Here is a 13,644-nt window from a genome sequence, read left to right on the forward strand (position 1 = left end):
GGCGCCCCCGCGACCCGGCCCCGGATCGGCGCGGACCCCGGCGGCCGGGGCCGTCGGGGTCCGCATGCGGGCGTGGGGCGTCAGCGGCCCTCGGCGGCCTTGACGTCCGGCAGCTCCCGCTTGAGCACCTTGCCGGTGTCGTTGCGGGGCAGATCCTCCATCCAGAACACGTCGCGCGGCTCGGCCTGCTCGATGAGCTCGTCGACGACGTGCTGCTTGACCATCTCCTCGGTGAGGTTGCGGCCGGCCTCGGAGTCCTCCCGGACCACGTAGGCGACGAGGCGGGACTTGATCGGGTCGGTCTTGTCCCCGCGCACGAACACGTCCTTCACCCCGGGCAGGGTGCCCAGGGCCTCCTCGGCCTCGCGGGGGAAGATGTTCTCCCCCCCGTTGATGATCATGTCGTCGGCGCGGCCGCAGACGTAGAGGAAGCCGCGCTCGTCGAGGTAGCCCAGGTCCCCGATGGCGACCTGGTTGTCCTCGATGTCGATCGGGATCTCCGGGTTGGAGTAGCCCTTGAACATCATCCCGTTGGCGGAGAAGATCCGGCCCACGGTGCCCTGCGGCACCTCCCGGCCCTCCTCGTCGCGGATGGACAGCCTCACCCCGGGCATCGCCGGGCCGGCGGTCTCCGGGTCCGCGTCGAGCATCTCCGCGGAGGCCATGGCGACCTGGCCGATTTCGGTGGAGCCGTAGAAGTTGGAGGTCACCGGGCCGAAGCGCTTGTTCAGCTTGCGCACCAGCCAGGCGGGCATGGCGTTGCCGGAGGAGACGATGAACCGGGGCTTCTTCAGGTTGTAGGGGCGGGTGGCCTCCTCCGCCTCGAGCATCTCCTTGAGGAAGACCACGGAGGAGACGTAGGCGTTGACCCCGTGCCGCTCGGCGTCCTCCATGCACTTCACCGGGTCGAAGACGCGGCGCAGCACCAGGGTGGCGCGGGCGGCGAAGGCGAGGTTGATGTTGCCCCAGCCCCAGGCGTGGAACATCGAGGCGGTCTGCTGCACCACCAGGTGCGGGCGCCACGGCACCCGCTGCAGGATGCCTGCGGCGACCTTGGGGGTCTTCGGCTCGCCGTAGATGACGCCCTTGGGGGTGCCGGTGGTGCCGGAGGACATGATGATGATCCGGCCCAGGTGCGCGATCTTGTCCAGCGTGACGTTGCCGCCGGTCTGGACGCGCTTCTGCAGGGTGGTCCACTCCGGCTTCATCGCCGGCGGGTTGGCGGGGTCCTCGATGTGGGTGACGGTGACCTTGACCCCGTCATGGCCCTCCGGGATCCGGTCCACGAACTCGTCGTCGATGAAGAGGTGGTCGACCCGGTGCTCGGTGAGGATCCGATCCAGCTGCGCCTCCGAGGAGCCCACGTTGAGCAGGAGCACGTCGACGCCGATGAAGCCCTTCGCGGCGAGCGGGATGACCATGCCGCGGCCGTTGCGGGCCATGATCGCCACCCGGGTGCCGGGGCCGGCGCCCTCGGCGCGGAGGTTCTTCGCCAGCGAGGTGACCTCCTCGTCGAGCCGGCGCCAGGTCATCTCGCCCTCATCGTCGATGATCGCGATCCGGTGCGGGTCGCGGGCGACGGCCCGGCGCAGCTGCGCGGCGGTGGAGAAGCGCCAGCGCACCATCGCCTCGGCGAGCCGGTAGGCCTGCAGCGGGCTGCGGAAGTTGAGCATCCCGGTGCGCAGGATCGGCGGGATCGCCTGGATGAAGTTGAGGATCTCCGGGACCGACCAGGCGGGGATGCCGTGGTGCACCTCCGGGTAGTACTCGGACTTCGGCATGGGCTGCTGCGACTCGTTGCTGGGCACTGACTCTCCTTCACGGCGGGGCTCGCCGGCTGGCGGACGGCGAGGGATCGGCGGATCCGGGCGGGTCGCATGACCCTCCCGGATAAGCCTTCGCGGAATGATACCCGTCCGTTACCTTCCGGTCCGCATGCGGGCGCCGGCCCACCCGCGGCGGCGGGGGTGGCCGGCGTCCCGCGGCCTGCTCAGGCCTCGACCCGCTCCAGGGTCTCCAGGGAGCGCGGCACGACCTTGCCGGCGGCGTTGCGGGGCAGGTGGTCGACGAAGAACACCCGGTCCGGCACCGACCAGCTGGCGAGGTGCCGGCGCACGTACTCCTGCAGGTAGTCGCCGGTGAGGGCGGCGCCGGCCGGTTCCTCGGAGCGCACCACGTACAGGTGCATCTGGGCGACCAGGTCATCGTCGTTGACGCCATGGGCGTAGACGTCGCCGACCCCGGGCAGCGGGCCGAGCAGCTCGTCGACCTCCCGGGGGAAGACGTTCTCCCCGCCGCGGATGATCATGTCGTCGGAGCGGCCGCAGACGTAGAGGTAGCCGTTCTCGTCCATGGTGGCCAGATCGCCGATCTCGAACATGCCGTCCACGGTGCGCCAGGTGTCCTTGGGGCTGAGGTAGCCCTTGAAGGTCAGCTCCTGGGTGGTGTGCACCCGGCCCACCTCGCCGGGGCCGACGGGCCGGCCCTCATCGTCGAGCAGCGCCAGGCGCACCCCGATCGCGGGCCGGCCGGCGGTCTCCGGCATCCGGGCGAGCTCCTCCCCGGAGGCGATCGCGGTCAGCCCGGCCTCGGTGGAGCCGTAGAAGTTGCACACCACCGGGCCGAAGCGCTCGGTGAGCTCGGTGACCAGCCAGCCGGGGATGGCGTTGCCGGAGGAGATGATGAACTCGAAGGGGCCGACCCGGCGGTCCGGGTCCTCGTCCAGGGCCTCCTTGAGGTACTTCAGCCAGATCGCGGCGGAGACCAGCCCGTTGACCCCGTAGCGCTCGCACTGGTCCAGGCAGCGGCGGGCGTCGTAGACGCGCTGGGTGATGATGGTGGCGCCGGTGACCAGTCCGATGATCACGTTCGCCCAGCCCCAGGCGTGGAACATGGAGGCGGCCTGGTGCACGACCATGTTGCGCCGCCACGGGATCCGGTCGGTGATCGCGCCGAGGGTGGCCGGGGTCTTCGGCTCATCGCGCAGGATGCCCTTGGGCAGCCCGGTGGTGCCGGAGGACATGATGATGATCCGGCCCTGCTCGGGCTTGCGGGCCAGCGGGGTGGTCCCGCCGGCGGCGACCAGGTCGGACATGACCAGGGCGCCGGCGGGCAACCCGGAGCGGTCCGTGGGGTCCTCCAGGTGGGTGATCACCAGCTGCACCCCGGGCAGCTCCTCGGGCAGCTGCGGCAGGAACTCCTCGTCGAGGAAGAGGAAGCGCACGTCGTTCTGCTCGACGATGCCCTCGATCTGGTTCGGCGAGGCGCCGATGTTGAGCAGCATGATCTCGGAGCCGATCAGGGCCTTGATGGCCATCGGCTCGATGATCCCGCGGCCGTTGCGGGCGATCACCGCGAAGGCGGTGCCGGGGCCCATGCCGCGGTCCATCATGGCCCGGGCCAGGTTCACCGAGTCATCGCGCAGCTGCCGGTAGGTCAGCTCGCCGAGGTCGTCGACGAGGGCGAGCCGGTCCGGATAGCGCAATGCGCCCATGTGCAGGATGGCGCCCACGGAGAGCTTCCAGCGGCGCAGGTAGCTCAGGATGGCCGGCGCCTGGGCGGGGGTCATGGCGAGCGCTCCGGAGCGCAGCAGCGGGCGCAGCGATTTCGCCGCCGCCCGGATCTGGAAGGACAGCGGGTTCTTCGGGGAGACGTTGACTTCGGCGTGCATGGCGGGTTCCTCCGGGCGGGATCGTGCGTGCTGCGGGGTGCCGCGGCGGCCGGCGGCGCCGGCCGCGGGCGGTGCGGTGGCCGCCCAGCGTACCCCGATGCTTCGGGGATGGAAAGCAGGTGCCGGTGGCGGCGCCCGCGTCGTTCCCTGAATCAGGATTTCGACGGCAAATATTACGCCCGGGTCACGGATTGTCCACTTCCGTCACACTGGTTTCGCGGTGATACCACCCCTTTCCACGCTGCGACCTGCGCGAAGGCCCCGTTTTCGCCCCGGGTCGCGGTCCGGTAACACCGCCCCCGGCCGCTCCCCCCGGACATGAGGAAAGGCTCATGCCCGGGATGGCCGATCCGCCGATCGGCCATCCCGGGCATGCTGCCGGGGGCGGGGTGCGGCTAGTTGCCGTCGACCCCGGGGGTCTCGCTGAGCATGGGCACGTCCACCAGGGCGCGCGGCACCGCGAAGGCGTCCACGAGCACCCCGGCCCACGGGCCCAGGGAGTCGACCAGGTCGTTGACCGCGGCGCGGGCGGCCTTGGTGCGCAGCCGGCCGAGGATGTTCTGCTCCTGGTACCAGCCGGAGTGGGTCGCGATGGTGGACAGCGCGAAGAGGTTGCGCAGCTGGTTGAACACCGGCAGCGCCGGGTCATCGGCGGCCATCGCGGCCTCCTCCTCGACCATCGCCTCCAGCAGCAGCGAGTCGATCCGGGCCCAGGCGCAGGCGATCAGGTGATCCTGGGCGCCGTCGACGGCGGCCACCGCATCGGCGATCTCCATCTTCTTCGCTCCGCGCAGCCGGCGCACCAGGGACTTCAGCAGGTTCTGCTCCCGGTCCCGGAAGAGCTTCACCTGGTAACCGGCGTGGAACAGCGACTCCTCGTCGCGGTCGGTGACCGAGTCCACCAGGGTCTGCACCGTGGCCGCCACGGAGGTGCGCCGCCACAGCACGTCGCCGACGTTGTCCACCCCGTAGCGCAGCATGGCCAGCGGGTCCAGCCCGGACATGTCCCGGGCGTAGGCGGTGATGAGCTCCTTGCCGACCAGCTGCAGCAGCACCGTGTTGTCGCCCTCGAAGGTGGTGAACACGTCCGAGTCGGCCTTGTGCACGGTGAGCAGGTTCTCCGCCATGTAGCCGGCGCCGCCGCAGGCCTCGCGGCACTCCTGGATGGTGGCGGTGGCGTGCGCGGTGGCGGCGACCTTCACCGCGGCGGCGCGGGACTCCATCTCCCGCTGCTTCCACTGCTGCTCCTCGGTGGGGTTGGCCACGTCCCACTCCCCGGCGGCGATGAGCTTCTCCTGCTCGTGCAGGCGCTCGATGATCCTGTTCTGCAGCAGCGCCAGGGCGTAGCTGCGGGCCAGCGGCACGAGCAGGCGCAGCCGGTGCGTGCGGTGCTCCATGAGGGTCTTCTCGTGGCCGGGCACGCCCTCGAACTGGCGGCGGCGCATCGCGTAGCGCACCGCGATGGTGAGGCTGGAGCGGGTGGCCGCGCCGGCGGCGGCGCCGACGGAGATCCGGCCCCGGATCAGGGTGCCGAGCATGGTGAAGAAGCGGCGGTTCGGCGAGTCGATCGGGGAGGAGTAGGCGCCGTCCTCGGAGACCTCGGCGAAGCGGTTGAGCAGGTTCTCCCGGGGCACCCGGACATGATCGAAGCGGATCGTGCCGTTGTCGATCTGCACCAGTCCGCCCTTGATGCCGTGGTCGGTGATGGTCACCCCGGGCATCGGGTTGCCCTCGTCATCGCGGAAGGGCACCAGCACGCAGTGCACGCCGTGGCTCTCGCCGGGATCCCCGGAGGCGTCCGGGGTGTGCAGCTGGGCGAACACCGCGACCATCCGGCCGTGCGCGGCGGCGTTGCCGATGTAGGCCTTCGCCGAGGCCGGGGTCGGCGAGTTCACCACGAACTCCTTGGTCTCCCGGTCGTAGATCGCGGTGGTCTCCACGTTCTGCACGTCCGAGCCGTGGCCCAGCTCGGTCATGCCGAAGCTGCCGAGCAGCTTCAGGTCCATGATGTCCCTGACGTAGGCGCTGTGCCGCCCGGTGCCGAGGGCGTCGACCACCCCGCCCCACAGGCCCCACTGCACGCCGGACTTCACCATCACGGCGAGGTTGGCGTGGCCCATCATCTCCATCGCGGTGAGGCTGCCGCCGGTGTCGCCGGTGCCGCCGTGCGCCACGGAGAAGGAGCCGCGCTGCAGGCCGAACTCGGCCATCCGCCGCAGGCGGGGGATGAGCCACTCCCGGGCCTCGTCGAGGGGCAGGCCCGGCTCGGGGAGGAAGAAGGGGTCGTCGAGGAATCCCCGGACCCGCTCGCGCACATCGGCCCAGCGGCCGTCCAGGATGCGCTGCAGCCCCTCGGCGGCGGCGGGATCGGGGGTCAGGGGCAGTCGCGGCGGACGGCCGGCGTCGACGCCGCCGGCGGTCTTCGCGTCATCGTTGGTGCTCATGGGGGAAGGGTCGCATGCGAAGCCCGGGGAAACAATGTTCACGCACGATGCACGGGTGATTATCAGCGGCTGCTCAGCGAGTGCCCGGCCTACGGGGTTGGCATCGGGGGTGACGTGCGGTTTCGCGCGATTCCCGGGTGCCCCCGGAGGGGCCGCCGGCTCAGGGGCGGGCGACCTCCGGCCGGGCCGCCTCCGCCCCCTCGAGCAGCGCCGCCAGCGCCGCCTCGTCGGCGCCGCCGCAGCGGTCCAGCCAGCGGCCCAGCGCCTCGGCCTCCGCGGCGGTGACCCACAGCCGGTAGCGGTGCTTCACCGCGGTCTGCCGCGCCGCGTAGGCGCAGCGGAAGGCCCGGTTGGGCGGCTGCCAGGTCGCCGCGTCCCCGTCGCCCTTGGCCATGTTCGCCGGCCCGTCCACGGCGAGCAGGTTGAGCGGATCATTGGCCAGCGCCCGGCGCTCGTCCGGGTCCAGCGCCTGCGCCCCCTTCTGCCAGGCGTCGGAGAGCGCCACCACATGGTCCACGTGCACCGCCCGGGAGGTCTCCGGGCCGCGGCGGAAGCCGATCGCCTCGCCCGTGTACGGGTCGTCGAGCACCCCGGCGAGCACCACGCAGCCCCGGGTGCCCGGCTTCAGCTCCACCCGGCCCAGATCCCGGCGCAGGATGTCGTTGCGGGTGTCGCAGCCGTTGCGGCCCAGCGCCACCGGCACATCATCGCTCCAGCGCTGGCCGAACTCGGCGCGGTCGTAGCCGGTCCTCGGGGCGCGGCCCTTCACCGGCAGCTCCGCGAGCAGACCCCGGATCGCCGCCGCGGCCGGACCGGGGCCCTGCTCCGCCGGGGCCGGCGGGGCCGCGCCGGGGTCGGCGGGGGCGTGGATCGGCGGCGGCGCCGGCGGGGCCGGGTCGCCGGGCCCCGCCGGCGCGCAGCCGGCGAGGGCGAGCAGCGCGGCGAGCCCGCCCGCCGCGCGGCGGGGCGGGCGCGCGGTGGGGTGGGGCGGGCCGGCCATGCCCGCCGACCCTAGCCCGGTCCGGGACGCGCCCGGCCGGCGGGGTCGAACACCGCGGCCGGCGGCACCGGCCCCCGGATCCCGCCGGGGGTGTTTCGCCGGCGTTACACCACCCTTTCACCGCCGATCAATCCCCCCGAGCAGAATGTGACATAAATCACCTCAACCGTGTGACCTGGGGATATAAGGGTGGACTCGCTTTCCCCCCTGCTCCGCCCAGCCGCGACGATGAGCAGGTCACGCCCATGCGCCCCGCCGGGGCGCCCGCGGACGGCCGAGCGGCCGCCGGCGGGCGCCCCGGCGGGGCCGAACGGAAAAGGGGCCCCGCCATGCCCGAGAACACCAGCCAGACCGCCCCCGGCGGCACCCGCCCGCCGGGGCGCACCGGGCTCTACGACCCGCGCCGGGAGCACGACGCCTGCGGCGTCGCCTTCGTCGCCGACATGCACGGCCGCGCCGGCCGCGGCATCGTCGACCACGCCCTGGAGGCGCTGGCCAACATCGACCACCGCGGCGCCGCCGGGGCGGAGCCGAACACCGGCGACGGCGCCGGCATCCTGCTGCAGATCCCGGACGCCTTCTACCGGGCGGAGCTCTCCCGCGCCGGGGTGCTGCTGCCCCCGCCGGGCGCCTACGCCACCGGCATCGCCTTCCTGCCGCAGGCCCGGATGGCCACCCTGGACGCGATCCGCGCCGTGGAGGACATCTGCGCCGAGGAGGGCGTGGAGCTCATCGCCTGGCGCGACGTGCCCGTCGACGACTCCGCCCTGGGCGCCATGGCCCGCGCCGCGATGCCGGTGTTCCGGCAGGTCTTCCTCTCCGCGAAGGACCACGAGGGCAACCAGCTCTCCGGGATCGGCCTGGACCGCAAGATGTGGTTCGTGCGCAAGCGCTGCGAGCGCGAGCTCGGCGAGCGCGGCGCCGGGGAGGGCGCCGGCGGCGACACCGTGTACTTCCCCTCCCTCTCCGCCCGCACCATCGTCTACAAGGGGATGCTCACCACCCCCCAGCTGGGCCGGTTCTACCTGGACCTGCGGCGCGAGGAGCTCACCTCCGCGCTGGCCATCGTGCACTCCCGCTTCTCCACCAACACCTTCCCCTCCTGGCCGCTGGCGCACCCGCACCGGCTGGTGGCGCACAACGGCGAGATCAACACCGTGTGCGGCAACGGCAACTGGATGAACGCCCGGGAGTCGCTGATCCGCTCGGCGGCGCTGGGCAACATCGACCGGGCCCTGCCGGTGTGCGACCCGGCCGGCTCCGACACCGCCCGCTTCGACGAGGCCCTGGAGCTGCTGCACCTGGGCGGGCGCTCCCTGCCGCATGCGGTGATGATGATGATCCCGCAGGCCTGGGAGCACGACCCGGGCCTGGACCCGGCGGTGCGGGCCTTCTACGAGTACCACGCCTGCCTGATGGAGCCCTGGGACGGCCCGGCGGCGGTGGCCTTCACCGACGGCACCGTGATCGGCGCGGTGCTCGACCGCAACGGGCTGCGCCCGGGCCGGATCTGGGTGACCGACGAGGGCCTGGTGGTGATGGCCTCCGAGGCCGGGGTGCTCGACATCGCCCCGGAGCACATCGTGCAGCGCACCCGGGTGCGCCCGGGGGAGATGTTCCTGGTGGACACCTCCGCCGGCCGGATCATCGACGACGCCGAGATCAAGCGCGAGGTCGCCGCCACCGGCCCCTACCGGGAGTGGGTGGAGGCCGCCCTGGTGGAGGCCGCCGACCTGCCCCGGCGGCGCTACACCTACATGCCGCACCGGCGGGCGGTGCTGCGCCAGCGGGTGTTCGGGATCACCGAGGAGGACGTGGACCTGATCATCCGGCCGATGGCGCTCACCGGCGCCGAGGCCGTCGGCTCCATGGGCTCGGACACGCCCATCGCGGCGCTCTCCGGGCGGCCCCGGATGCTCTTCGACTACTTCTCGCAGCGCTTCGCGCAGGTCACCAACCCGCCCCTGGACTCCATCCGGGAGCATATGGTGACCAGCCTGCACACCCTGCTCGGCGCGGAGGCGGACGTGCTCAACCCCACCGCCGACGCCGCGCACCGGATCCGGCTGCCGCACCCGATCCTGGACAACCACGACTTCGTCACCCTGACCAGCCTCGGCGAGCACCCCGAGTACGCCGCCTTCGGGGCCACCGTGGTCTCCGGGCTCTACCCCGTCGCCCAGGGCGGCCGGGGCCTGCGCAACGCGATCCGCCGGGTGCGCCGGGAGGTCTCCGAGGCGATCGACCGCGGCGCCGGGATCATCGTGCTCTCCGACCGCGAATCCGACGAGTACAACGCGCCGATCCCCTCCCTGCTGCTCGCCTCCGCGGTGCACCACCACCTGGTGGAGGAGAAGACCCGCTCCCGGGCCTCCCTGGTGATCGAGGCCGGCGACGCCCGCGAGGTGCACCACATGGCCATGCTGGTGGGCTTCGGCGCGGACGCGATCAACCCCTACATGGCCTTCGAGACCATCGACGAGCTGCGCATGAAGAACCAGCTCGGCGACCTCACCCTCGACGAGGCCTGCGCGAACTACTGCGCGGCCGCGGCGAAGGGGCTGCTGAAGGTGATGTCCAAGATGGGCATCGCCGCGGTGCAGTCCTACCGCGGCGCCCAGCTCGCGGACGTGATCGGCCTGGCCCAGGACTTCCTCGACGAGTACTTCCCCGGCGCCGACTCCCCCCTCGGCGGGATCGGCCTGGAGGAGATCGCCGCCGACGTGGAGGCCCGGCACCGCGGCGCCTTCCTGCCCCGCCCCGAGGAGCAGGCGCACCGGGAGCTGGACCTCGGCGGGGAGTACAAGTGGCGCCGCGAGGGGGAGTACCACCTGTTCAACCCGGAGACCATCTTCACCCTGCAACACGCCACCCGCACCGGCCAGTACGCGGTGTTCCGGGACTACACCCGCCGGGTCGACGACCAGTCCACCCGGCTGGCCACCCTGCGCGGGCTGCTGGAGCTCGCCTCCGACCGGCCGCCGGTGCCGATCGAGGAGGTGGAGCCGGTCTCCGCCATCGTCAGGCGCTTCTCCACCGGGGCGATGAGCTACGGCTCCATCTCCGCGGAGGCGCACGAGACCCTGGCGATCGCGATGAACCGGCTCGGCGCGATGTCCAACTCCGGGGAGGGCGGGGAGGACCCGGCCCGCTTCGAGCGGGAGCCGAACGGGGACTGGCGGCGCTCCGCGATCAAGCAGGTCGCCTCCGGCCGCTTCGGCGTGACCAGCCACTACCTGTCGAACTGCACGGACATCCAGATCAAGATGGCGCAGGGCGCCAAGCCCGGCGAGGGCGGCCAGCTGCCGCCGCACAAGGTCTACCCCTGGGTCGCCGAGGTGCGGATCACCACCCCCGGGGTGGGCCTGATCTCCCCGCCCCCGCACCACGACATCTACTCCATCGAGGATCTCGCCCAGCTCATCTTCGACCTGCGCTGCGCCAACCCGGATGCCCGAATCCACGTCAAGCTGGTCGCCGAGGCCGGGGTCGGCACCGTCGCCGCCGGGGTGTCCAAGGCGCACGCCGACGTGGTGCTCGTCTCCGGCCACGACGGCGGCACCGGCGCCTCCCCGCTGACCAGCCTCAAGCACGCCGGCGGGCCCTGGGAGCTGGGCCTGGCGGAGACCCAGCAGACCCTCATGCTCAACGGGCTGCGGGACCGGATCCGGGTGCAGTGCGACGGGCAGCTGAAGACCGGCCGCGACGTCATGGTGGCCATGCTGCTCGGCGCCGAGGAGTACGGCTTCGCCACCGCCCCGCTGGTGGTGGAGGGCTGCGTGATGATGCGGGTCTGCCACCTGGACACCTGCCCGGTGGGGATCGCCACCCAGAACCCGGATCTGCGGGCGAAGTACACCGGCCGCGCCGAGCACGTGGTGAACTTCTTCACCTTCCTCGCCGAGGAGATCCGCGGCTACCTCGCCGAACTGGGCTTCCGCAGCGTCGACGAGGCCGTGGGGCACGTGGAGTGCCTGCGCCCGCGCACCGATCTGGACGCGCTGCCCCGGGCGCAGAAGCTGAGCCTGGAGCGGATCCTCGCCCCGGCGGAGTCCCCCTTCTTCCCGGACCAGGACCTGCGCCGCACCCGGGCGCAGGACACCGGCCTGGACGGGGTGCTCGACCAGGCGCTGATCGCCGAGGCCCGGGGGGCGCTCGACGCCGCCGCCCGCGGCGAGGCGCCGGAGCCGATCCGGCTGGCGCACCCGATCTCCAACGTGGACCGCACCGTGGGCACCCTGCTGGGGCACGCGGTCACCGCCGCCGGCGGCGCCGCGGGCCTGCCCGAGGACACCATCACCGTGGACCTGGCCGGCTCCGCGGGCAACTCCCTGGGCGCCTTCCTGCCCGCCGGGGTGACCCTGCGCCTGGAGGGCGACGCCAACGACTTCGTGGGCAAGGGCCTGTCCGGGGGCCGGATCATCGTGCGGCCCTCCCGCTCCGCCCCGCCCACCGCGGACCAGAGCGCGGACACCATCGCCGGCAACGTGCTCGGCTTCGGCGCCACCGGCGGCGAGCTGTTCATCCGGGGCACCGTCGGGGAGCGCTTCTGCGTCCGCAACTCCGGGGCGACCGCGGTGGTGGAGGGCATCGGCAACCACGGCTGCGAGTACATGACCGGCGGAGTGGTCGTGGTCCTGGGCCCGGTGGGCCGCAACTTCGCCGCCGGCATGTCCGGGGGCGTGGCCTACCTGCTCGACGACGGCACCGTCGCGGCGAAGGTGAACCCGGAGCTGGTGGACGTCGTCGCCCTCGACGCCGCCGAACGGGACCGGGTGGACCGGCTCATCGACCGGCACCGCGAGCTCACCGGCTCCGACGTCGGCGTCACCGCCGCCCAGCTCATCAAGATCATGCCCCGGGACTACGCCCGCGTGCTCGAGGTCATCGAGACCGCGCGCGCGGCGGACCGGGACGTCAACGACGCGATTATGGAGGCCGTGCGCAATGGCTGACCCCAAGGGATTCATGAAGCACCGCCGCGAGGAGCCCGGGCACCGCCCGGTGCCGCTGCGGCTGATGGACGCCCGGGAGATCTACGAGCCCGCCCCCGAGGGCCAGATCACCCGGCAGGCCGCCCGCTGCATGGACTGCGGCGTGCCCTTCTGCCACTCCGGCTGCCCGCTGGGCAACATCATCCCGGAGTGGAACGACCTGGTCCGGCAGGACCGGTGGCGGGAGGCCTTCGACCGGCTGCACGCCACGAACAACTTCCCCGAGTTCACCGGCCGGCTCTGCCCCGCCCCCTGCGAGGGCGCCTGCGTGCTCGGCATCAACGACGACGCGGTGACCATCAAGAACGTGGAGCTGGAGATCGCCGAGCACGGCTTCGCCGAGGGCTGGGTGCGGCCCATCCCGGCCAGCTTCGACACCGGGCAGTCGGTGGCCGTGGTCGGCTCCGGGCCGGCCGGGCTGGCCGCCGCCCAGCAGCTCGCCCGCGCCGGGCACGCGGTCACCGTCTTCGAGCGCGACGACCGGATCGGCGGGCTGATGCGCTACGGGGTGCCGGACTACAAGATGGAGGCCTCCCGGCTGGACCGGCGGCTGGACCAGATGCGCGCCGAGGGCGTGGAGTTCATCACCCGCACCGCCCCCGACGCCGCCCGGCTGGCCGGCTTCGACGCGGTGGTGCTGGCCACCGGGGCGCCGCTGCCCCGGGAGCTGCCCGTCGACGGCCGCGACCTCGCCGGGGTGCACCAGGCGATGGAGTACCTGCCGCAGGCCAACCGGGTCGTCGCCGGGGACGCCGAGCGCCCCGCCATCGACGCCCGCGGCAAGCGGGTGGTGGTGATCGGCGGCGGCGACACCGGCATCGACTGCTTCGGCACCGCGCTGCGCCAGGGCGCGGCCAGCGTCACCCAGCTGGACATCCGGCCCCGGGCCCCGAAATCCCGGGCCGCGTCCACCCCCTGGCCGCTGTACCCGCTGCAGTGGCGGGTGGCCACCGCCCACGAGGAGGGCGCCTACGCGGTCACCGGGGAGGAGACCGCCGAGCAGGTCGCCGCCCTGGGCCTGGCCGCCCGGGAGGTCGGGCAGACCCTCGGCGCCCGGATGTTCAACGCGAACACGGTCGCCTTCCACGGCGCCGACGGCCACGTCACCGGGTTGTCCGCGAACGAGGTCACCGTCGTCGACGGGCGCCGGGTGCCGATGGAGGACACCGACTTCGAGCTGGACGCGGATCTGGTGCTGATCGCCCTCGGCTTCGTCGGCGCCGAGCGCGGCGGCCTGGTCGACGCCCTCGGCGTCGGCGTCGACGACCGCGGCCGGATGCTGCGCGACGGCGACTACCGGGCCCTCGACGCCGGGGGCCGGGTCGTCGAGGGCGTCCGCGGCGGCGCCGCGGCCGGGCCCGCCTTCCGGGGCCCGGTGTTCGTCGCCGGGGACAACGGCCGCGGCGCCAGCCTCATCGTGTGGGCGATCGCCGAGGGCCGGGCCTGCGCGGAGGCGGTGGACCGGGTGCTCATGGGCGAGTCCAACCTGCCCCGGGCGGTGGAGCCGGCGGATGCCCCGATGGGCCTCTAGCCCGG

6 protein-coding genes are annotated in these 13,644 nt (G+C 72.9%); 2 read left to right on the top strand and 4 right to left on the bottom strand.

Going from position 1 to position 13,644, the window contains the following annotated elements:
• Positions 1–80: 80 nt before the first annotated feature.
• From CSPHI_RS00285 to CSPHI_RS00300, 4 genes are all read right to left on the bottom strand, one after another.
• Complete coding sequence (locus CSPHI_RS00285; RefSeq protein WP_157118437.1) at positions 81–1,808, bottom strand: AMP-binding protein; 1,728 nt, start codon at positions 1,806–1,808, stop codon at positions 81–83.
• A gap of 182 nt (positions 1,809–1,990) precedes the next feature.
• A complete protein-coding gene (locus CSPHI_RS00290; RefSeq protein WP_075690984.1) occupies positions 1,991–3,670 on the bottom strand; it encodes an AMP-binding protein in 1,680 nt (559 codons plus the stop codon).
• A gap of 395 nt (positions 3,671–4,065) precedes the next feature.
• Positions 4,066–6,114, bottom strand: a complete 2,049-nt coding sequence (locus CSPHI_RS00295; RefSeq protein ID WP_075690985.1) for an acyl-CoA dehydrogenase family protein — start codon at positions 6,112–6,114, stop codon at positions 4,066–4,068.
• Between the two features lie 160 nt (positions 6,115–6,274).
• The gene (locus tag CSPHI_RS00300; RefSeq protein ID WP_075690986.1) at positions 6,275–7,114 is read right to left on the bottom strand and encodes an HNH endonuclease family protein; all 840 of its coding nucleotides are present in this window, start codon (positions 7,112–7,114) and stop codon (positions 6,275–6,277) included.
• Positions 7,115–7,443: 329 nt separating this feature from the next.
• Here CSPHI_RS00300 and gltB point away from each other — a divergent pair, with 329 nt between their 5' ends.
• Positions 7,444–12,069, top strand: coding sequence for a glutamate synthase large subunit (gene gltB, locus CSPHI_RS00305; protein ID WP_075690987.1), 4,626 nt, complete (start codon positions 7,444–7,446; stop codon positions 12,067–12,069).
• On the top strand, positions 12,062–13,639 hold the full coding sequence (locus CSPHI_RS00310) for a glutamate synthase subunit beta (protein WP_075690988.1): 1,578 nt from the start codon (positions 12,062–12,064) through the stop codon (positions 13,637–13,639). Before gltB ends, CSPHI_RS00310 begins: the two co-directional genes overlap by 8 nt.
• Positions 13,640–13,644 lie beyond the last annotated feature (5 nt).

It is taken from the genome of Corynebacterium sphenisci DSM 44792 (assembly GCF_001941505.1).
In the GTDB taxonomy this organism is placed as follows: Bacteria; Actinomycetota; Actinomycetes; order Mycobacteriales; family Mycobacteriaceae; genus Corynebacterium; species Corynebacterium sphenisci.

What these genes read in the sequence shown, in the direction of transcription:
- CSPHI_RS00290 (WP_075690984.1), bottom strand. Translation starts at nt 3,670, where the DNA reads ATGCACGCCGAAGTCAACGTCTCCCCGAAGAACCCGCTGTCCTTCCAG.
- CSPHI_RS00295 (WP_075690985.1), bottom strand. Translation starts at nt 6,114, where the DNA reads ATGAGCACCAACGATGACGCGAAGACCGCCGGCGGCGTCGACGCCGGC.
- CSPHI_RS00300 (WP_075690986.1), bottom strand. Translation starts at nt 7,114, where the DNA reads ATGGCCGGCCCGCCCCACCCCACCGCGCGCCCGCCCCGCCGCGCGGCG.
- gltB (WP_075690987.1), top strand. Translation starts at nt 7,444, where the DNA reads ATGCCCGAGAACACCAGCCAGACCGCCCCCGGCGGCACCCGCCCGCCG.
- CSPHI_RS00310 (WP_075690988.1), top strand. Translation starts at nt 12,062, where the DNA reads ATGGCTGACCCCAAGGGATTCATGAAGCACCGCCGCGAGGAGCCCGGG.